Raw genomic sequence first — 21440 nt, 5'->3', positions numbered from 1 at the left:
TTCCATTAATATTTCATTCATTATAACAGGTTAATAAACAAAAAACCCCAGCTAGGGACTTTTTGTTATTTGTCCACTAACTGGGGTATAGTTCAATATGGCCGGGGATAAATATTTGACGATTTTAGTTTTTATAAGTGGTAATAAAGCTGTCAAAACCGTCCTCTTTTAATGCCGTCTCTCTTATTTCTGCATTTGCTCTATCCGTAAACGAACCCGCGACAACTCGAAAATAACGGGTCCCGTCCTGATCAAAGATGTCCACAAAACTGTCATAGCCTTTTTGCTGGAGCTTGTTCTGCTGCTCTTCTGCATTTTCTCTTACTAAAAAAGAACCTGCGATAACCCGATAAAAGACACCATCCAGTTGTTCTTTCCTTGGTAAGTTGAAGGCTTGCGCCAATCCTTCCGCATGTCCTCTGGCGATCCGGTTCAGGAAAGTATCTGATTTGAGTTTTTCAGCATCGTTTGGGTTATCAATAAACCCATTTTCGGTTAGTGATGCGGGCATCACCGTTTCACGCAGCACATGAAAGTTCGCCTCTTTTTTTCCACGGTCCTGAAAATCGACATGTTGCATAATGGTGTTATGAATAATATTTCTTAAACGGTCTGTTTCTTGTTTGCCAGGGTAGCTTCCGTTATAAATATAAGACTCAAAACCAGTTCCTCCTCCAGCGTTAATATGAATCGAAAGATAATAATCAGCACCCCACGCATTCGCCTCGTCAGTACGGGCGTCCAGAGATTTTGTTACATCGCTTGTACGAGACATCCTGATGTCATGTCCTTCGTATTCATCGGTTAATATGTTCCTGGTTTTGAGCGCGATCGTTAAGTTCACATCTTTCTCGTATAGTCCATTTCCGATTGCTCCGGGATCATTGCCGCCATGCCCCGGATCAAGATAAATTTTTACCATCCCCATCTCCCTTTCTTATTTATGAATTTCTCTACTGCTTATGCCAAATAAGCAATAGAGAAAAAAAAATCCCTATTCTCTAACCAGAATATGTGATTGTTACCGTTTTAGTATGGTTTAAAACATATCTACAGATAAAATAATGAGTTTGCGGACGTATTATATGGAATCGGCTGCCGGATATAGTATTGCCGAAAATGAAGGCATATTGCTGCACGAACGTTTATCTGTGCTTTATTTATAACCAAATCAATATTCGTTTTTTTGAAAAAGTAATATTGAGATTTTGGGGTTTGGTAGAACTTTATTCGGGTGGAATTGTCATGCCTACTAAATATATCGAAGAGATGAATAAAAAAAGTGGGGGTGATTGAAAGAAAGGTTAAAATTATTTTAGCTCATTTTTTAAAACCAGTAACACAAGGAAAGCCATTCCTATTTTTGAACGGGCCTTTAGGCAAAAGATCATTAATTTTCTTTCATACTGGAGAAAGGATGGAAAAAGGACATCATTATGAATTTAAACAAATGAATTAGGTTTCGTGAAGAAGAAATGAAAAAGCTCTCAAACGTGTTATGCAAACGTTGAGAGCTGATTGAACGTGCTTAAATGGAGACGGTGGGAGTCGAACCCACGTCCAGAGATATCGTCACTCAGGCTTCTACGAGCGTAGTCGGTATATGATTCTTCACCAGCTCTTCAGCCTACCGACAGGCTTCCAAGTGGCTAGTCTGGAAAGTCTCTTCCAGCATCCTCAGACGGCGGATGCCAGCGTAGCCCGCTCATTTTGAGACCCTTCAATCTGCCACACGGGCGATGGCAGGAAGGATCCTTTAGCTTGCGTTACGCAGCTAAAGCGTAATTGTTTTCTTTGCCAGTTATATTTACGATGACGGTTTACGAGACGTCCCCTCGGCTCGCCACCTGAGCTCGATCTACCCCTGTCGAATCCGTAACGTCCCCGTATATCATAATTCATACTGCTTTAGCGACGTATATATTATATCATATCGCAGGTTATATTCCAATCTTCCGCTGTCAGAGCACAGGTGTTAATATTGATTTTTAAGCGCCCGTTCAATGTCCCGTTTGGCCTGTTTCCGTTTCAGGTCTTCCCGTTTATCATATTGTTTTTTACCCTTTGCCAGACCGATTAAAACCTTAGCTACACCATTTTTAATATAAATCTTTAATGGCACTAGCGAATAACCCTGACGCTGGGTTTCGCCGATCAGTTTATTGATTTCATTTTTATGAAGCAATAGCTTTCGGGTCCTTAATGGATCATGGTTGAAGCGATTTCCCTGCTCATAAGGTGAGATATGCATGTTATACAGAAACGCTTCCCCGTTTTCAATCCGGGCAAACGAATCTTTGAGATTGACACGGCCTGCCCGAATGGATTTGATTTCTGTCCCCTTTAAAACGAGTCCTGCTTCATACGTTTCTTCAATAAAATAATCGTGATGTGCTTTTTTATTCTGAGCAATAACTTTTCCCTGTCCTCTGGGCATTTTCTCTTCCTCCTTCTTGCGTACAGTTATTGTATCAGAAAAAACAATTGTTTCAAGTTTTTTATATGTTTGTTTATGCCGATTTAATTTTCCCGATTCTGGTAATCAGCCTTTCCTGTTTACTTTAACATGAAATGTATGAGAATATGATGATGGAAAAAGGATATGGAGGAGAATTTGATGGTACAGGGACTTTTACAGATCAAAAAACTGACCCTGGATGATTATGAAGCTTTCAAAAAAATGGACACAGGCATTGATGATGACTATGTCACTCGTATATTCCCAGATCTGGTCAAACACAAACATCAGGGGGTGTACGGCCTTTTTCATCAGGGACAGATGGTAAGCATAGCAGGTTATTCGATTTTTGGCGAACACTTTGCTGTGTTAGGACGATTGAGAAGCGACAGGAGATTTTTATCAAAAGGGTATGCTACCCGCCTGGTGGAGCATATTTTAGGAGAGCTAGAACAAATGCCTCAAATGAAATGGGTGGGTGCCAATACCCAGGTGCCCAATTGGTCCGCTCGCCGGGTTCTGGAAAAGCTGGGGCTTGAAGAAACAGTGACATTTTATTCCGCTGTGCTTAAGGAAAGAGATCAATTACAGGGCCTTGATGGAAACCTGTGGATACCTGTTGAATCAACGGAAGAAAAAAGAAAGCTTTTTTCTACTTTGTCCTCGCGGGAAAACCAGCTGGGCATGTTCCCTTACGAATGTTATTATCCACTTCCATTTCATGAGGCACTATTCTCCGATGAATACCTCGCGGAAAGTATCGTGTTCCGTAAAGAAGATGGAAGCCGGTTTTTTGTCATGAAAGAGGACCAAAAAGGAAATGTATATGCCCATTTAAAATATTTCTGGGATGATTCCTTTGAGCAGCCTGGCTTCTGGAAAACCGTCCTTTATGCGCTGGATGAAATATTTACAAATCACAAGCTATGGATCGATTTTTCGGAAGGAGGATTTCACCGTATGCCATCCCCCGGCGCCTTTTATGTACAGGACCCGTGGATCCTGTACAGCAAAGAAGTGCCTGACCTTTAACGTTTCTACCAGGACGAAAAATGATCCGGCCGTTCAATTTTATTTCAAACAGGGGTTCCAAAAGGAGAACGTTATCCAAATCAATGATTACTTATCTATAACGACTTTTATTTATACTCAAACATAATCCCCCATTCGACAAATGCATGGTCCTATCGAATATGAAAAAACCGCATTTCCTTCTGTATCTTAGAAGGAATGCGGTTTTTTCCTAAAGATTATTCGACAAGTACAGGTGTCAGGCACCCTACTTGACGAGTTCGAAGTCGATGACTCGTTCATCAAGGTTGACGTTCACTACTCGCACCCGGACTTCATCCCCAATACGGTAGATATTTCCGGTACGCTCGCCAATCAGGGCGTAATGCCGTTCATCAAAATGATAATAATCATCTGTTAAGTAGCTCACGTGCACAAGACCTTCAACGGTATTGGGCAGTTCCACAAACATGCCGAAATTCGTTACCGAACTGATTACACCATCAAACTCTTCGCCGATTTTACTCTGCATGTATTCTGCCTTTTTGAGATCATCCGTTTCCCGCTCTGCTTCTTCAGCTCTCCGTTCCATTTCCGATGTATGCCTTGCAATTTCTGGAAGTTTTTCCTTCCAGTGTTCCCTGGTTTTAGTATCCAGTTTTCCTTTCAGTATATAGGTCCGTATTAAGCGATGCACGATTAAGTCCGGGTACCGTCTGATCGGCGAGGTAAAATGAGTATAAAATTCAGCAGCCAGTCCGAAATGTCCCAGACTGCGATCGTCATAACGAGCATGCTGCATCGAACGAAGCATAAGGGTTGAAATCACCATATCCTCCTTCGTTCCCTTAATTTTCTCCAGCAATCCCTGAAGTGCCTTTGGATGTACCTCATTGGCTGTGCCTTTCACCGTATATCCAAAGTTCGTAATGAACTCGAAGAAATGCTGCAGCTTCATTGGATCCGGGTCTTCGTGGACACGATACATAAATGGCACCTGCATCCAGTGAAAATGTTCAGCTACCGTTTCATTGGCCGCCAGCATGAATTCTTCAATTAACTTCTCAGCAACTGACCGTTCCCTCAAAACGATATCTATCGCCTGACCCTGATCGTTTACTAAAATTTTCGCTTCCTTAAAATCAAAATCAATGGCCCCCCGGTTCATACGTTTCTGACGCAGAATCGCTGCCAGTTCTTCCATATCCTCAAGCATCGGTACAATGTCTGCATACCGCTCCTGCAGTTCCTGATCCTTATCCACCAGAATGCGGTTGACATCTTTATAGGTCATCCGTTCTTTCGTCTTAATTACACTGTCAAATATCTCGTGCTGCACGACTTCACCCTTTGGATTAATTTCCATCTCACAGGATAGGGTAAGCCGGTTCACTCTCGGATTTAAGGAACAGATTCCGTTGGATAAACGATGAGGAATCATAGGCACAACCCGATCCGTCAAATAGACACTTGTCCCCCGTTCAAAAGCTTCTTTGTCAATAGGTGAATTTTCCGTCACATAATGACTCACATCGGCAATATGAACACCCAGCTTATAATTCCCATTATCCAGACGTTTAACGGTAACGGCATCATCCAGGTCCTTGGCATCCGCCCCATCTATAGTAATGATTATTTCATCCCGAAGATCACGCCGCCTGGATATTTCCTCTTCATCCGCCTCTTCAGGCACACGATTGGCATGCTGAAGCACCTCAACGGGAAAATCCGGTTTGATCCCGTGTTTATGGATAATGGCTAAAATGTCGATACCTGGATCATTTTTATGACCTAGAATTTCTAGAACTTCTCCTTCCGCGCTCATCCGTCCCTCGGGGTATTTTGTAATTTTCGCAATTACCTTGTGACCATCTACAGCCCCATTGGCTGCCTTTTTAGGAATAAAAATATCATTGGGGATCCGTTTATCATCTGCAATGACAAAACCAAAATGACCGTTATCCTCATAGGTGCCGACAATTTTCTCCACATTCCGCTCTAGAATACGGATAACGGTACCTTCCGGCTTTAGTTTGTCTTTCCCCCTTGATTCGATTCGGACAAGAACTTTATCCCCATTCATTGCCGAATTCAAATCATTCTGGTGGATAAAAATATCGTCCTGACCTTCTTGATCAGGGATCAAAAATGCAAACCCTTTGGAGTGGACCTGAATGTTCCCCCGAATCAGATTCATCCGTTCAGGAAGGCCATAGCGATTTTTTCTCGTCCTCACTAATTCACCTTCCTGCTCCAGTTCATTTAAAGCCTTTACCAGCAGAGTAAAATCATCGGCATCATATAGTTCGAGGGCTTCTTCCATTTCATGTACCGACAGCGGCCGTGATGAATTTTCCTTAAAAAAATTAAATACTTTTTGCTTCATTTCATCCAATCGTTTTCACCTTCCAAAATTAAATCATTTTACAGGCGACCCTAAAATGTACCATCCACTATTGCCTGTTATTTACACACGTCATGTCATGTTTGTTCCTATTATTCCACATTACCCCTCTGACCAATCCAGAGATTCCAGAAAATCGTAAATATCTTCATGCAATTGATCTTTTTCATCATCAAATGTAATGGCATGCCCGGATTCCTCGTACCACTTGATGTGTTTATGTTCCGCTTCTACCTTCTCATATATATAGTTTGCACTGTCCGTATTAATCATGTGGTCTTTTCTTCCCTGAACGACAAACGTCGGCGTATAAATATGATCCACATGATCGTGGACATCTTCTATCAGTTCTTTAATTTTCTGAAATGTATAGGTCGAATTTTCCATCAACTCGTCTATTTCCCGGGAAATCATCTCCTCATTTTTTCGTTGGAGCTGTTTATACTCTCTTGCAAAGCGCATAAACCCCTGGGTTAATTGCTTTTCATTATCAAAAAAAATCGGGGAACACATCGTAATGACACCTTTTAATGGTTCATGATAAGCCAGTTTCAGTCCGAAAACGCCCCCCATGGACAGACCGGCTACAGCAACCTCCTCATGGCCCCGTTCCCGCAGAACATTCAACCCTTTTCTGACATCTATCCACCAGTCATCGGGATTATACCGGATAATATCTTCAGGAGACCCATCATGCCCGCGATACACCGGCGCATGGGACGTATATCCCTTTTTCTGCAAAAATCGTCCTAGCATCCGTACATCTGCTGAATTTCCGGTAAAACCGTGGAGCAACAACACAGCTCGTTTTCCTGCTTCAAATGTAAATGGTTCTGGTTTTTTGATTTTCATATGCTGTCATCTCCTTCATAGCCTGGTATATAAACTCATTCCCTTATTTGTCTTCTGATTATTTTTCATCAGGTGCAAAAAAACAGCAAGTTCAACACTTGCTGTTTAACCGTTTACGATATATCCTAGCAAGAATGTGAGGATGAAGAAGAGTGTTCCTGCAACGATTGTTGCCCGATGGAGCACCGCATCAATTCCTCTTGCCTTTTGCTTTCCAAATAGTTGCTCTGCTCCCCCGGAAATGGCTCCGGAAAGACCTGCACTTTTGCCGGATTGTAGCAACACAAGTGCGATCAGTACAATCGCATCAATAAGCAATAGGGCAATGAGTAGTCCGTACATTTACGTATTCCACCTCCTCAATCAGCCACGCACACAAATCCACATAATATAAATGTAGCACAAAAGAATTTCAAATAGCAAGTTTTATCATGCAATCTTTTCCACTTGTGAAAAGAAGGATATGTTTTAGCAACATTCTTTTATCCTTCCTCAACCCATTCTACTTTTTCTTGAATGGCTGTCCTCGGTTTTGGTTCAGGAATGGATTTCGGAAATCCCATCTGCAAAAGCCCGACAATTTTATGCCCCTTCATATGCAGCCCGATTTCCTCGTAAAATCCATTCTCATAATAGCAGGGGCTGGACGTCCATAAAACCCCGATTCCTTTGCTCCAGGCTATGAGCTGAACATTTTGAATAAAGGCAGAGACCGAGGCAAAATCTTCATCCATTTTTAAGGGATCCTCTTCTTTCTCCATATAAACGAGAACGTGATGCGGGATAGAAAATAGATATGTTTCGATTCCCTGTTTCATTTTTTCAGCTTTCTCTGTTTGATTTTGGTGAAAAAATCCTAGCCGTTCGTAGCTTCTCATCAAGGCTTTGACATATATGTTTCTGCCTTTACCCTGAAATACTTTCAGCTTCCAGGGCTCTTTCATCCGGTGTGTCGGAGCCCAGGATGCCAGCTGAAAAATGTCTTCCAGCACGTGTTCAGGAATCTGTTGCTCTTGAAAAGAACGGATGGAACGGCGTTTTGCGATGGCTTCTTTTACATCCATGGAGTTCACTCCCAATTCATATCAGCCGATAATACCAAGCCAGTAGTATTATAACCCCTGCAAACATACCGGCCTTTTTTGCGAGTAGGGTCCTGTCATCACCGGATTAGATAAAATAAAGATAATCCCTGGTAGGTCTATTCAACATGACAGACGCCCCTGAAAACGGTTTAAACGAATCTTTCAGATAACTTCTATTTAAGCCAAACATGGATGAAGCCACATGGTATTCAAGAGGTTTGCTCGTCATGTATAGACAACCTCCCTGACGGCTGAAGTCCAGACAGGGAGGGTGTCTTGATTCCAAAACGTTATGTCAAATTGTAGAAAGCATGATTGCCTGCATATACCGCCGTTTCCCCCAGCTCATCCTCAATACGAAGCAGCTGGTTGTATTTCGCCACCCGGTCTGTTCTCGAAGGAGCACCAGTTTTGATCTGACCAGCATTAGTTGCCACAGCGATATCGGCAATCGTAGAATCTTCCGTTTCACCAGAACGGTGGGAAATAACAGCTGTGTAGCCGGCACGTTTAGCCATTTCGATTGCTTCAAAGGTTTCCGTCAGGGTACCGATCTGATTCACTTTTACGAGAATGGAATTACCAACGCCTTTTTCGATCCCCTCAGACAGACGTTTGGTGTTGGTCACAAACAGGTCGTCACCCACAAGCTGTACACGGCCGCCGATCCGTTCAGTCAGTAATTTATGTCCATCCCAATCGTTTTCATCCAGCCCATCCTCAATCGATACAATCGGATATTTTTCAACAAGTTCCTCATACCAGGCGACCATCTCTTCGGAAGTACGGGTAACTCCTTCACCTTTCAAATGGTATTTGCCATCTTCGTAAAGCTCGGAGGAAGCTACATCCATTGCCAGCTTCACCTGACTTCCAGGCTCATATCCCGCTTCACGGATCGCTTCCATAATCGTTTCCAGGGCCTCTTCATTGGACTTCAGGTCAGGGGCAAAACCGCCCTCATCACCAACAGCGGTGTTATATCCCTTGCTCTTCAGCACTTTTTTCAGGGCGTGGAAAATTTCTGCCCCCATACGCAGTGCTTCTTTAAAGGTAGGAGCACCGACAGGCATAATCATAAATTCTTGAATATCAACGTTGTTATCCGCATGCTCTCCACCGTTTAAGATGTTCATCATCGGAGTAGGCAAGGTTTTGGCGTGAAAGCCGCCAAGATACTGGTATAAAGGAAGATCCAGATAATCAGCAGCAGCACGGGCTACCGCCATGGAAACGCCAAGAATGGCATTGGCTCCAAGCTTCCCTTTGTTTTCCGTACCATCCAGCTGCATCATGATCCGGTCCATTTCAATCTGTTCGGTTACACGGTAGCCGATCAATTCTGGAGCAATGACTTCATTTACATTTTGTACCGCTTTCATGACCCCTTTGCCTAAATAGCGGTCTTTATCGCCATCCCGAAGCTCCACTGCTTCATATTCACCGGTGGAGGCACCGCTTGGCACAAGAGCCCGGCCAAAAGCACCTGATTCAGTCATGACTTCCACTTCTACCGTCGGATTTCCCCGGGAGTCCAGCACTTCACGGGCATAAATATCTGTAATGTATGGCATCATCATCTCTCCTTTTATGATTGAATTAATGATTTCCCTGTCATCTCTTCAGGCTGTTCAATTTCAAGCAGTTCTAATAGTGTAGGGGCCAAATCACCCAATATTCCCCCATTACGCAGGTGAATTCCCTTTTTGGTGACAATCACCGGTACCGGATTGGTCGTATGGGCTGTCATCGGCTTCCCATCCAGTGTTACGACTTCATCCGCATTTCCGTGATCTGCGGTAATAATCGCATAACCGCCCTTTTCCAGAATGGCATCAACGACTTTCCCCAGACATTCATCAACAGCCTCAACCGCTTTTATGGTAGGTTCCAGCTTGCCGGAATGCCCCACCATATCCGGATTCGCGAAGTTCAAAATAATCACATGGTGCTTATCTTTGTGTATCTCCATTAAAAGGGCATCGGTTACTTCATAAGCACTCATTTCCGGTTTTAAATCATAAGTGGCTACCTTCGGGGAATCGATTAAAATCCGCTCCTCTCCAGGAAAGCGCTCCTCACGTCCCCCGCTCATAAAATAAGTCACATGGGGATATTTTTCCGTTTCCGCAATCCTCAGCTGCTTCAGACCATGTTTTGAAACCACTTCTCCAATCGTATTTTGCGGCATATCCGGCCCAAAGGCAACCTCCACATCAAACTCATCGCTATACTGGGTCAATGTAACATAATATAAATCATCCGGTTTCTTTTCGCCACGGTCAAACCCGTCAAAGCCTTCCTCCGTAAACACTTTCGTCAGTTGAATCGCCCGGTCCGGACGGAAGTTGTAAAAAATTATCGCGTCTTCATCCTGAATAGTGGCAACGGGCTTGCCATTTTCATCGGTCATCACCGTCGGCAGAACAAATTCATCATAAATTTCCTGTTCATAAAATCTTTCCAGGATCTCAATAGGGTCCGTTCCCTTTTCACCTTCACCATAAACCATGGCCCGGTAGGCTTTTTCCACCCGATCCCAGCGGCGGTCCCTGTCCATGGAATAGTATCGTCCGGAAATCGTAGCAAGCTGACCGACACCAAGCTCATTCATTTTATCAACCGTTTCCTGAAGATACTGTTTCGCTGTTGCAGGACCCACATCCCGTCCATCGAGAAAGGCATGGACATATACGTTGTCCAGTCCCTGATCTTTTGCCATTTTCAAAAGAGCAAATAAATGTTGGATATGGCTGTGGACGCCTCCATCCGATAACAGACCAAAAATATGCAGGGAAGTTCCCTTCGTTTTCACATGGTCCATGGCTCCGTTAAAGGCTTTGTTTTCATAAAAAGATCCGTCTTTCATAGCAAGATTGACCCGGGTTAAACTCTGATAGACAACCCGTCCGGCTCCGATATTTAAATGTCCCACTTCCGAATTGCCCATCTGCCCTTCCGGAAGACCTACGGCTTCTCCGCAGGCTTTGAGAGTCGTATGAGGATACGTATTCCAGTAACGATCAAAGTTCGGGGTATGGGCCTGTTTCACCGCATTCCCCTTTTCCTCGTCCCTTAAGGCAAATCCGTCTAAAATGATTAGGGCTGCAAGTTTTTGCTCCCTCATTTGGCACCTGCCTCCACCAGCTGTAAGTAGGAGTTCGCTTCCAGGCTGGCTCCTCCGACAAGGGCACCATCAATATCAGATTGGGCAAGGAGCTCATCAATGTTGGCCGGCTTCACACTGCCGCCATATTGAATACGAACCGCTTCTGCAGCGTCACTGGAAACGGTTTCAGCTACTACTTTACGAATATGGGCACAGACTTCATTGGCATCTTCCGCAGATGCAGTTTTGCCAGTGCCAATCGCCCAGATCGGTTCATAGGCAATGATGATCTGCTTGACCTGCTCCTCGCTTAGTCCTTCTAACGCTTTTTTGACCTGTGATTCTATATGGGACATCGTTTCATGGTTTTCCCGCTGCTCTAACGTCTCTCCGACGCAAATAATCGGAATTAAATCATGGGTAAACGCTGCCTTCACTTTCTGATTGACCATTTCATCGGTTTCATGAAATAGCTCCCGGCGCTCCGAATGTCCAAGAATCACATAGGAAACGCCTAAATCTTTTAGCATCACCGGGCTAACTTCTCCTGTAAAGGCTCCCTTTTCTTCCACATACATGTTCTGCGCCCCGATTTTCACAGGGCTTCCTTCAGCCCGTTTGACCATCGAAGCGAGAAAGGGAAATGGCGCACAGATCACACTTTCAACCTGATCGGCATCAGGAACCCGGTCCTTCACCTGATCCACAAATCCTTCTGCTTCCCCAAGAAGTTTATTCATTTTCCAGTTTCCGGCAATTACTTTTTTTCGCATGCTTTCACCTCACACTTATTGATCATTTAAAACTGCAACACCAGGAAGCACTTTCCCTTCCATTAATTCAAGGGATGCTCCTCCGCCAGTGGAAATATGATCCATTTTTTCTCCTAAACCGAACTTTTCTACCGCAGCTGCTGAATCACCGCCGCCAATCACCGTAAAGGCTTCTGTTTCAGCAAGGGCTTCCGCTACACCTTTCGTTCCGCCCGCAAAGGCGTCAAATTCGAACACGCCCATTGGACCATTCCAGATGACCAGTTTTGAATGTTCTACAATTTCCTTATATTTCTCAACAGTTTCCGGTCCAATATCAAGCGCCTGCCAGTCCGATGGGATATCATCAATGGTAACCACCTTATGATTCGCATCCTTTGAAAACTCCTCCGCCACAACCAGATCAACCGGCATGACGAAATGAACGCCCTTTTCGTCCGCTTTGTTCATTAATTGTTTCGCCAGCTCTATTTTATCTTCTTCTATAAGTGATTTTCCAATTTCATATCCTTTCGCTTTCAAAAAGGTATTGGCCATTCCACCGCCAATCACTAAAAAATTGACTTTGTCAAGCAAGTTTTCAATCACGCCAATTTTATCTTTCACTTTTGCTCCACCTATAATAGCGGTAAACGGCCTTTTTGGCTTTTCAAGCGCCTGTCCGAGGACATTTAGTTCCTTTTCCATTAAAAAGCCGGCGACAGCATGCAGGTGTTCTGCCACACCGGCAGTTGAAGCATGTGCACGGTGGGCAGTCCCAAAAGCATCGTTCACATAAAGGTCAGCAAGAGATGCCCATTCCTTAGCAAGAACAGGATCATTTTCTTTTTCACCCGGATGAAAGCGGACATTTTCCAGCAATAAAACATCTCCATCTTTCATTTGCAATACGGCTTCTTTCACTTCTTCTCCTGAGACGTCATCCGTCTTGATCACCGTACGGCCTAATAAATCACTGAGGCGCTGTGCAACTGGATTGAGTCTGAGCTCTTCTACCACCTTTCCCTTTGGTCTACCAAGGTGACTGGCCAGAATGACTTTTGCCCCTTCATTGATTAAATAATCAATGGTTGGAATAGCTGCCTGAATGCGCGTATCATCGGTAATCGTTCCATTTTCCATCGGCACGTTAAAATCAACCCGACAAAAGACGGTTTTTCCCTTTACATCCACATCACGAATGGTCTGTTTGTTCATCAGTGGGACCTCCTCCTTTATTAAGAACAGCTCCAGTTCTCTCATATGTAGTTTGTCCAAACCCTTTCACTCCGAAAACAGCACAAAGGAGGTGGGTCGTACCCATCCTCCCTGCAAGCTTCCTTACTCTATTATAAAGATTTCAAACAAAAATTTCTGCATTTTTTTCACTAAAATCCTTTTTTCGCAATATATTTTGCTAAATCTACACAGCGGTTCGAATACCCTGTTTCATTATCATACCATGTTACAGCCTTAACCATATTGCTTTCAATAACCATGGTAGAGAGGGCATCTACAATTGAAGAGTAGGTGCTGCCGTTGTAATCACGGGATACAAGGGGCTTATCGCTGTAAGCCAGTATGCCTTTCAGAGAGCCTTCAGACGCATCCTTCAGAGCTGCATTCACTTCTTCTTCGGTTACTGATTGATCTAATTCGGCAACGAGATCGACAATAGACACGTTTGGAGTAGGGACACGCATCGCCATTCCATTTAATTTTCCATTTAGTTCAGGCAACACTTTTCCTACGGCTTTAGCAGCCCCGGTAGTGGTTGGAATGATGCTCTCAGCTGCTGCACGGGCACGGCGGTAGTCTTTATGGGGCAGGTCTAGAATTTGCTGGTCGTTGGTATAGGAATGAACGGTCGTCATCATTCCCCGTTTTAGACCGAACTTTTCATGCAGCACTTTGGCTAACGGCGCCAGTGCGTTCGTTGTACAGGATGCATTGGAAATCACATGATGGCTGGCCGGATCATACTTGTCTTCATTGACACCCATTACCAGTGTAATGTCTTCCTCTTTACCCGGGGCCGAAATAATTACCTTCTTTGCACCGGCATCCAGATGTTTTTTCGCATCATCACGATGGGTAAAGCGACCGGTAGATTCAATGACGATATCCACGCCTAAATCTCCCCATGGAAGATTCGCTGGATCACGCTCAGATAGCACGTTATACTCTTTGCCTCCAACTACAAGGCTTGAACCATTGGCTACCACTTCCTCATTCAGCTCTCCGTGAACGGAATCATATTTCAGCAGATGGGCCAGCATATCTGCATCTGTTAAATCATTGATGGCCACCACTTCTACCTCGTCATGCTTCAAAGCTGCCCGGAATACATTCCGTCCAATACGCCCAAATCCATTAATTCCTAATTTCACTGTCATGGAAAACTCCTCCTTATTTTCTTAAAAACATTTATCTTAATAATTCCATTGCTGCCGCCTCATCGGTAATCAGTACATTGCTATAGCCCTGGTTAAAATAAGATTGAATGGCATCAGCTTTTGATTTTCCTCCGGCTACAGCAATCACACGCTCTGCCTGTTTTACATCTTCCATCTGAAGCCCAACTGTCCGAACTTTATGAACCATGTTTCCATTTTTGTCAAAATAATATCCAAATGCTTCACCTACAGCATTTCCATTTTTGATTTTTTTCATTTCATCTGCCGGAGTCTTTCTTCTCTCTGCCATCGTCAGTGCATCTCCTATTCCGTGAATGACGATGTCCGCATGTCGGATATAATGGAGTACTTCCCGAACAGAGGGTTCCTCAATAATGGAATGGTAGGACTCCTCACTGAGAGGATCGGGAACATACAATAGACGATAGGATCCTTTCGCTTTTTTAGCCATTTCCACACAGATGGTATTGGCCTGATTTTCCACTTGTTCCCCGAGACCGCCTCTGGCCGGAACAAACAGACATTCCATATTCTGGTTCAACGGAGTCATAGCATCTGCTACAGCTGCCATTGTCGAGCCGCCTGTCACAGCGATCGTAGACTGCTGTTTTAAAACCTGTTTTAAATAAGTTACCGCTGCTTTTCCCAGTTCGGTTTTGACTTCCTCTGCTTCATCGCTGTCACCGGACACCACAATGACATGCTCAATCTGTAATTGTTCTTTCAGTTGATGCTCAAGCATATCAAGACCTGATACCTGTCTCATAAACAAAGACAGCTGGTTAACGATCCGCAGCCCCTCTGCTGTCAGCCGAACCCCTTTTGCGGAAATGTCTATGAAGCCCTGTTTATGAAGAAAATCCAATTCTGTCCGGATCAATCGCTCGGGGTTTTTGGTTTGTTCCGCTAAACTGCGTCTGCCAATAGGCTGCAGGATTTCGATGCTTTTCAACATCATATAGCGGCGTTCCATCATATCCAGGACATCAGGCACCAGTTTTTGTTGAAGAGCAATTAAGTCTTTCATAACGCAGCTCCTTTAATCTTCATATCGGGACCATTTTTGTCCCGGCATGGTATATTATGTCCCGTTAGGAGCAAAAAAATATAAAATAAATATTCCATTTTTATTTTAACAGGTTAAAAAAAAGGATGCAATGGCTAGCTTCACGAAGTATGTGTCAAGTTTTTCTCGATGTTGTTTTTATCATGCTAAATCCAGCACTCTATTTTTGTACACTTTTTCTAGGCTACCGCGCTATCGCTTGCTGGCCTCGAAGATGGGGTTATGTTACAAAAACCCCATCTTCAAGGGGATTATCGAAAGCTCTTCATTAATTTTCCGATTGCGGATGAATGAGCGGTATATATGCTGATAGACCCTTGTTTTATCCCGACCGATGTTCGTGTTGGCTGACGAAGGATCTGTGCTATTCGGACAGTCTGTTTTACGTGACGTTGCTTTCGCTTACTTCGCTTTGTTTGGTGCTTCAAATACACGTTTCGTAATGTTCCATTTAATATTCCCTGGATCACTTTCACCATTCCCTCTCCGCCTGCTTTGCTCCAATGCATTCCCCGTTTCTTCATACGGAACGAAATGTGCCGTTGATTCGACTCCATAGCTCCTAGACTTCGCGCATCTTTAGGCGGATTCTCGACCTTTTCTCTCCAGTCAAATATTCGGTCCCAGTTCTGAGTAATATACGTTCGGAATGAGTTGAGCTTCTCAATGGTTTTTTCTTCTTCCAGCGTACTTTCAAACGTGTCCACCCAAAGCTTAAAATCATCCTGATTATGTTCGTTTATGGCTTTTCTTACACCATCTTTAAATGGATTCTTCCCTGCACCAAATGTACGATTTAGAGCCTGGGAAACGTGGTAAGGATCTAATTGATTCAACACCGGGTATTTCGACTGGGAAAATGCTTCTTGAAATTTCTCTGCCGTATATCCTGCCCCACCATCACTATTACTCACCATTTGCGCATTTTCTAGAGAATAATGATGAGCCGTAAAAGCTTGAACTTCTTTCCAAAATTCCGCTGTGTCTTGCATGGTCATGATCACTTTTGGGTTCCTTAATGAGACCCGTTTTCCATTCCGGTCCCATCCTTCATGGATCACTGCGTGACGAACCTCATGGCTTTTTTTCTTTTCTGTGCCGCGTACAAACACACCGTCTGCCTCTGCGTATAAAAAGTCTACCTCTTTCCCTTCTGGCAGAGAGGCAGCCTCCTCCAACTCTTCCACCATTTCTTGATCCGCCTGTGCCTGTGCTTCTCCTACATGCCTCACAATACTTCCCACAGTCGTATGACTAAGATTTACAGCGGTCCACTCTTTTAAAACCCGTGCCGCTTCACGATAGTCCATTTCACTGGCCATTTCCGCTACTTTCACTTCCACTAATGAACTGTGACGCTGGTATTTTCTCAACCCTAACCACTCATCCAACGGATGTCTGCATTCCCCTTTTCCATCTCTCATCGATGTATGACGGAAGGTTACGCTCCCAAAGGTAAATTGAACCGTTTTTTCATCATCTCTGATGACAGTCCAGCCTGTTTCCTGTTTTTGTTTCTTAATGGCCTGATCCAACTGAGTAAAAACGTCCCCCAACAATGTCGCAAATACCTCATGCATATACGTCTTGATGCATTCTTCGAGGTCGATTAAGTTTTCAGCTCTCTTTATTATTTTATATAAATTTGATATAATCTTTTCCATGAGAAGGCCTCTTTCTAAATGTATTTGCCGTCCAAGCATACATTTATGATAGAGTGCCTTCTCTTTTTTTGCCATAATTTAGCTTACATACCCTCGAGAACAATTTTACACATAGCTTCACGAAACCTTTTTTACCTGACCGTATTTGAACCTCCACTCAGTGCTGAAAAAAGTTGAACCAGGCTAAAATATCGATTTACCTGGTTCAACAATTACACGGGCTGCTTTGATGACCGGTCTGGATGCCAGTATCCAGGTAATCATAAATCCGATCAGAAACAGCATGATAGGAATATTTCTGTCAACAAACATTTCCAAAATAGGGGTTCGGTCAAGAATTTTAAGGACTAAGCCATGGAGTAAATAAACATAGAGAGTCCGCTCACCCAGTTTTGTAAAAAATAATTTTTGTTTGGGAACAATGGATAAAAAGGCAAACGTCCCAATGAAAACAATCGCATAGATACTTAACCTGATCCATACCCCATCATCTGCATGCACACCCAAATCAGCATAAGATGAAGAAGCAAAAAGCCATTCTCTCGGCAAATCCCGTAAAAACACATAGTAGGAAGTGAACAGGAGAATCAGGCTAATGGCTCCTGGAATCCGGTAATTTCGATGACTTAAGCGTTCAAACTGTTTTTGATCGAGATAGTACCCCAGTAAAAAAATTGGAAAGAAAACAAACGTTCTAGACAAACTTAAGTATGTTCCTATAAATGGGACAGTTCCAATCAGTGCCCCTATTCCGACTGCAATGAAAAGGGAATACCGAATACGGATAAAAATCAGAAGCAAAAGGTGCCAGCTCGCCAAACTGACCAAAAACCACAGCGTCCAGTGAGGGTCAAACAGGGTAAATTCAAACTCATCATCCTGAATCGTATAAAAAGCTGTATAAATCAGCTGAAAAATAAAATAAGGAAGCAACACTTTCTGAAACACTTTTAACAAATATCCTTTTTCAAAAATCTTCTTGGCAAAAAAACCGGAAATCAAAATAAAGGCTGGCATGTGAAAAGTATAAATAAACTTATAAAAAGCTTCCAAAAACGCGCTTTCGTGCCGGTAAGGACTGATCATATGCCCCACCACCACTAAAAAAATCAATATAAACCTGGCATTATCGAAGTAATCAATCCTTTGCTTACTCCTTCCCATGGAATCACCTCTTAAAACGAATGATTCCCTGCCAGCTTGTTGAAAGAGCGGATCGAGACAGGCCCACTCTCTTTATTCACAGGTGACTGGTTATCACCCAATAAAGCGAAAAGCACCCATGAGCCCGAGGGCGAAGAAACCAGGCCTTTCAGGGAGGGTGCTCCGATGACAAAAACCCCCCGCATAAAATCGTTCCATTTTACCGGGGCATGCCAATTTCATTTCATTATAGGGATCTTTCGTGATCATAAAGCTTTAGATGAGAATCTCAATATCACTTTTCTCCTTTAATTCATCAACAATTTCTTTTGCTTTTTCCTGTCTTTTTTGATTTTCCAGTTCACGTTTAATGACCTCTTCCACATCTTCAAGTTCTTTCGCTTCTTCACCCATTTGTTCTTTATAGGTTTCATAGTATTCCTGAACCTCTTCCTCAGATACATCTATTGATCCGATTTCTTGATCAATAAACTTATTGGTTTTAATCTGATTGGCCATTTCCTCCCGAAGCTGCTCTTCGGTGATTCCACTATCTTCAAGAACTCTGGCAAATTCGTCTTCCTCATACTGTTCTTTAATCGTGTTCAGTTCCTGTTCCACTTCCTCATCCTCAGCTTCAAATCCATTCTGCTCGGCATAATATAACAGGACCGTCTGGCCGATTAATTGTTCAAGTACCGTTTCTTTAATCGTTTCTGCTATCTCTTCATCTTCAAGGTCCTGTCCAGTCTGTTCATAAAGCTGTTCGAGCTGTTCATAAGCGAAATTATAATCCTCACCTTTGATTTCCATCCCGTTCACAGTTGCGACTATGGTATCATCGGTGATATCCTCTTCGCTTTTCTCTTCTCCATCGGCACATGCTGCGACAAAGATGAGCAAAAATACAACCCCGATGGATGTCACTTTTTTAAACAAATCCCAAACACTCCTTCTAAAATAGCTTCTATATGATAATCATTGACCATTCAATCATTTTTTAACAGGGGGTGCAAGCAGGAACAAATGCTTAGCTAGTCCGAAAACCATTGATACAAAGCGAATTCATGGATATTTTACAACTCATTAACATTTCCATTACAATTTTTTTTGAATACTTCCAACATACCTTGTTAAGAACCGCAATGCTTTTTGAGAAACTTTTCGAGAGATTCATAATTAATTTCGCTGGCATCAAGCTCCTCTTCATGAATGGCTATAACAGGGATTTTTATGTGATAGCGTTCCAAAAGATGATCATCCTGTTCAATGTCATGTTCTATAATACGAAAGGACCAATCATCATGAAAAAGTTCGAGCAAGGTCTTTGCTTCTTCACATAACGGACAGTTGTTCCGCATATAAAAATGAAGTTCCTGCATGTTAGCCTCTCCTCTTTCGTTTGAATGAAGATGGAATATGCATGAATTCCCGGTATTTTGCTACCGTTCTCCGGGAAATATGAATACCAAAACCTTTCTTCAGCTTCTCCCTGATCTGTTCGTCCGATAAAGGCGATGACGGATCTTCCCCTGCCACGAGCTCCCGAATCAACACTTGTGTGAAATGAGCGCTGGCCAGTCCTCCGTCCTTTTTTTGTATCCCCTGCTGGAAAAAAAATTTCACCGGAAAAACCCCATGAGGAGTTTGTAAATATTTATCCTTTACAGCACGGCTAACGGTTGATACATGAAGGCCAATTTCTCCTGCAACCTCTTGAAGAGTAAGAGGCCTCAGCATTGGAGAGCCATAATGAAAAAAAGCAACCTGTTTTTCCACCACCTTTTCAAATACGTTTAAAAGGTTTTGTCTGCGTGTTTCTAAGGCTCGAATCAGCCAGTTCCCGTGGCGGATAAATTTATTTACAAATTCCTTTGTTTCTTGATCCAGTTGTTCCTGAACCAGATAAGACCGATCAATGGATACTCTGGGCGAATTCCAGACGTACAATTTCACTTTCCAGATTCCCTGTTCCCGGATCACTTCCCCGTCCGGGATAATATAATCAGATTTTTTTTGCTGCAGCTGCAAACCAGGGTGGGGCGTTAAGGATTGAATTTCCTGGATCAATTCAGCTGCCTCTTCCTGGGAAATGTTATATGTTTGCGCAATTTGGCCAACGTTATGGTCGGCAACCCAGTCAATATGGTTTTGAACTAGATCAATGAATGGTTCTGGTTTTTGTTTTCTGATTAATTGCAAAGTCAAACATTCCTGGAGGGAACGTGCCCCGATGCCTGGAGGGTCCATGGACTGAAGAATATGAAGACATTCCTCAGTTAAATGAATCGTTGAGTTACAATGATCGGCCCATTCTTCAAGTGAAACCGTCAAATATCCCCGCTCATCCAGGGAATCTATGCCGTATTCGAGGATGTTTCTCTGTTCTGGGGTAAGCTGATAATGGACCATCTGTTCTTTTACTAAATCATAAAGGGATTTTGGAGGGGCAAAAAAGTCTTCTGGTAAATCCGTCCCATGTGAAACGAACCGGCGGCGAATGGACGAAAACTGTTCTTCACCTGTGGTTTCTACTTCTATCAGGGGATTCTCATTCATTTGTTCCTGCAAATACTGATGAAGATCATACCCATTGTATTGAAGAATTTCGATAGCCTGGCTTAATTGCTGTGTCATCCGCCATGTCAGTTTCTGCTCCTGAGTAAGTTTTTGTTCCATACTTCTCACCTTTTCACCGGATTTATTGAATCAAACACCTGATAATGAAAGGCTATCGTTTTAGGATTCAATCCTTTTACAAAACATGTTGCGGCCAACACTATTTTATCATAAGAAAACAATGGACGTCCCCTGCAAAACTTATGAAGTTCACTGGAAAACCAGAAATAAAAATGCAGGCCGCCCGCAATGGGACACCTGCATATACGATTAGTCATTACGAACCCTTTCCTCAGCCTCCCGGGCACGCTGCTGAGCTTCTAAATCTTCAACATCCGCGAGTTCTCTTGAAAATTCTATATCCAGACCATCAGGTGCCAGATCACGGCGGGGTGTCTGGGGAAGTTTAGGCTGATTTTTATCTCTCGCTCTGCGGCGATCATCTCTGCCCAAAATTACCCCTCCTTTCCACAGGATATAAGTTTAATTTTCCTTATGGAAAGGAAAGTTATAGATGCAGATTCAGGTAATTCAGTAATACTATTCCCACGGCAACCTGATTTGTGGCGGATGGTCTTTCATTTGATTTTTCAACTGATTCGGTGACAGTGTGAAAAGAAATGCCACTATGTACGCTGGTCGGACTTTTTTATTTGTTCGGTGCTTTTTTTTTCGGCCTGTAAATCAATGTAGTAAAGAACCAGATCTACTCTGTATAGTTTTTCCAGATCACTTTTATCTCGATGTACAATAAACAATTCATGAAGCGTTACTTTAAGGTGCTGGACAAACGTTCAATTGTACCATGGAACCTATCTACTCCTGCGAGGATTCTAGTGAAGAAAACATGGTAACTTATT

20 protein-coding genes and 1 other RNA gene are annotated in these 21440 nt (G+C 43.1%); 1 reads left to right on the top strand and 20 read right to left on the bottom strand.

Annotation, left to right across the window (positions count from 1 at the left end):
• Positions 1 to 124: 124 nt before the first annotated feature.
• From EDD68_RS12740 to smpB, 3 genes are all read right to left on the bottom strand, one after another.
• The gene (locus EDD68_RS12740) at positions 125 to 922 is read right to left on the bottom strand and encodes an N-acetylmuramoyl-L-alanine amidase (RefSeq protein WP_132372671.1); all 798 of its coding nucleotides are present in this window, start codon (positions 920 to 922) and stop codon (positions 125 to 127) included.
• Between the two features lie 608 nt (positions 923 to 1530).
• Positions 1531 to 1886, bottom strand: a transfer-messenger RNA (tmRNA) gene (ssrA, locus tag EDD68_RS12735).
• An 89-nt stretch (positions 1887 to 1975) separates the two neighbouring features.
• Positions 1976 to 2437, bottom strand: coding sequence for an SsrA-binding protein SmpB (gene smpB, locus EDD68_RS12730; protein WP_132372670.1), 462 nt, complete (start codon positions 2435 to 2437; stop codon positions 1976 to 1978).
• A gap of 180 nt (positions 2438 to 2617) precedes the next feature.
• Here smpB and EDD68_RS12725 point away from each other — a divergent pair, with 180 nt between their 5' ends.
• Positions 2618 to 3490 carry a GNAT family N-acetyltransferase gene (locus tag EDD68_RS12725; protein WP_165902180.1) on the top strand — a complete coding sequence of 291 codons (873 nt, stop codon included), beginning with the start codon at positions 2618 to 2620 and terminating at the stop codon, positions 3488 to 3490.
• Positions 3491 to 3737: 247 nt separating this feature from the next.
• Here EDD68_RS12725 and rnr read toward each other — a convergent pair whose 3' ends face one another.
• The 17 genes from rnr to EDD68_RS12645 all read right to left on the bottom strand — a co-directional run bounded on the left by rnr (position 3738) and on the right by EDD68_RS12645 (position 21033).
• Complete coding sequence (rnr, locus tag EDD68_RS12720; protein WP_132372676.1) at positions 3738 to 5855, bottom strand: ribonuclease R; 2118 nt, start codon at positions 5853 to 5855, stop codon at positions 3738 to 3740.
• Between the two features lie 120 nt (positions 5856 to 5975).
• Entirely contained in the window at positions 5976 to 6725 is a 750-nt protein-coding gene (locus EDD68_RS12715; protein WP_132372668.1) for an alpha/beta hydrolase, read from the bottom strand.
• 105 nt (positions 6726 to 6830) lie between these two features.
• The gene (gene secG / locus EDD68_RS12710; protein WP_132372667.1) at positions 6831 to 7067 is read right to left on the bottom strand and encodes a preprotein translocase subunit SecG; all 237 of its coding nucleotides are present in this window, start codon (positions 7065 to 7067) and stop codon (positions 6831 to 6833) included.
• 140 nt (positions 7068 to 7207) lie between these two features.
• Complete coding sequence (locus EDD68_RS12705) at positions 7208 to 7789, bottom strand: nitroreductase family protein (RefSeq protein WP_132372666.1); 582 nt, start codon at positions 7787 to 7789, stop codon at positions 7208 to 7210.
• A 106-nt stretch (positions 7790 to 7895) separates the two neighbouring features.
• Positions 7896 to 8039 (bottom strand): hypothetical protein, encoded by a 144-nt coding sequence (locus EDD68_RS15330; RefSeq protein ID WP_165902179.1) that lies wholly within the window; start codon positions 8037 to 8039, stop codon positions 7896 to 7898.
• Positions 8040 to 8100: 61 nt separating this feature from the next.
• On the bottom strand, positions 8101 to 9384 hold the full coding sequence (gene eno, locus EDD68_RS12700; RefSeq protein ID WP_132372665.1) for a phosphopyruvate hydratase: 1284 nt from the start codon (positions 9382 to 9384) through the stop codon (positions 8101 to 8103).
• Between the two features lie 14 nt (positions 9385 to 9398).
• On the bottom strand, positions 9399 to 10937 hold the full coding sequence (gene gpmI, locus EDD68_RS12695) for a 2,3-bisphosphoglycerate-independent phosphoglycerate mutase (protein ID WP_132372664.1): 1539 nt from the start codon (positions 10935 to 10937) through the stop codon (positions 9399 to 9401).
• Entirely contained in the window at positions 10934 to 11692 is a 759-nt protein-coding gene (gene tpiA, locus EDD68_RS12690; protein WP_132372663.1) for a triose-phosphate isomerase, read from the bottom strand. The genes gpmI and tpiA overlap by 4 nt, the downstream gene beginning before the upstream one ends.
• A 15-nt stretch (positions 11693 to 11707) precedes the next feature.
• Complete coding sequence (locus EDD68_RS12685; protein ID WP_132372662.1) at positions 11708 to 12889, bottom strand: phosphoglycerate kinase; 1182 nt, start codon at positions 12887 to 12889, stop codon at positions 11708 to 11710.
• Between the two features lie 170 nt (positions 12890 to 13059).
• On the bottom strand, positions 13060 to 14067 hold the full coding sequence (gene gap / locus EDD68_RS12680; RefSeq protein WP_132372661.1) for a type I glyceraldehyde-3-phosphate dehydrogenase: 1008 nt from the start codon (positions 14065 to 14067) through the stop codon (positions 13060 to 13062).
• A 31-nt stretch (positions 14068 to 14098) separates the two neighbouring features.
• The gene (locus tag EDD68_RS12675; protein ID WP_132372660.1) at positions 14099 to 15115 is read right to left on the bottom strand and encodes a sugar-binding transcriptional regulator; all 1017 of its coding nucleotides are present in this window, start codon (positions 15113 to 15115) and stop codon (positions 14099 to 14101) included.
• A gap of 290 nt (positions 15116 to 15405) precedes the next feature.
• Positions 15406 to 16818 (bottom strand): ISLre2 family transposase, encoded by a 1413-nt coding sequence (locus EDD68_RS12670; protein ID WP_132372659.1) that lies wholly within the window; start codon positions 16816 to 16818, stop codon positions 15406 to 15408.
• 183 nt (positions 16819 to 17001) lie between these two features.
• On the bottom strand, positions 17002 to 17982 hold the full coding sequence (locus EDD68_RS12665) for an acyltransferase family protein (protein WP_132372658.1): 981 nt from the start codon (positions 17980 to 17982) through the stop codon (positions 17002 to 17004).
• 255 nt (positions 17983 to 18237) lie between these two features.
• Positions 18238 to 18900, bottom strand: a complete 663-nt coding sequence (locus EDD68_RS12660; protein ID WP_132372657.1) for a SurA N-terminal domain-containing protein — start codon at positions 18898 to 18900, stop codon at positions 18238 to 18240.
• A 194-nt stretch (positions 18901 to 19094) separates the two neighbouring features.
• A complete protein-coding gene (locus EDD68_RS12655) occupies positions 19095 to 19343 on the bottom strand; it encodes a glutaredoxin family protein (RefSeq protein ID WP_132372656.1) in 249 nt (82 codons plus the stop codon).
• Between the two features lies 1 nt (position 19344).
• Positions 19345 to 20640 carry an RNA polymerase factor sigma-54 gene (gene rpoN, locus EDD68_RS12650; protein ID WP_132372655.1) on the bottom strand — a complete coding sequence of 432 codons (1296 nt, stop codon included), beginning with the start codon at positions 20638 to 20640 and terminating at the stop codon, positions 19345 to 19347.
• 210 nt (positions 20641 to 20850) lie between these two features.
• The gene (locus tag EDD68_RS12645; protein WP_132372654.1) at positions 20851 to 21033 is read right to left on the bottom strand and encodes a YfhD family protein; all 183 of its coding nucleotides are present in this window, start codon (positions 21031 to 21033) and stop codon (positions 20851 to 20853) included.
• Positions 21034 to 21440 lie beyond the last annotated feature (407 nt).

The sequence above is a fragment of the Melghiribacillus thermohalophilus genome (assembly GCF_004342905.1).
In the GTDB taxonomy this organism is placed as follows: domain Bacteria; phylum Bacillota; class Bacilli; order Bacillales; family Alkalibacillaceae; genus Melghiribacillus; species Melghiribacillus thermohalophilus.
This window is presented reverse-complemented; position numbering and strand designations above follow the sequence as displayed.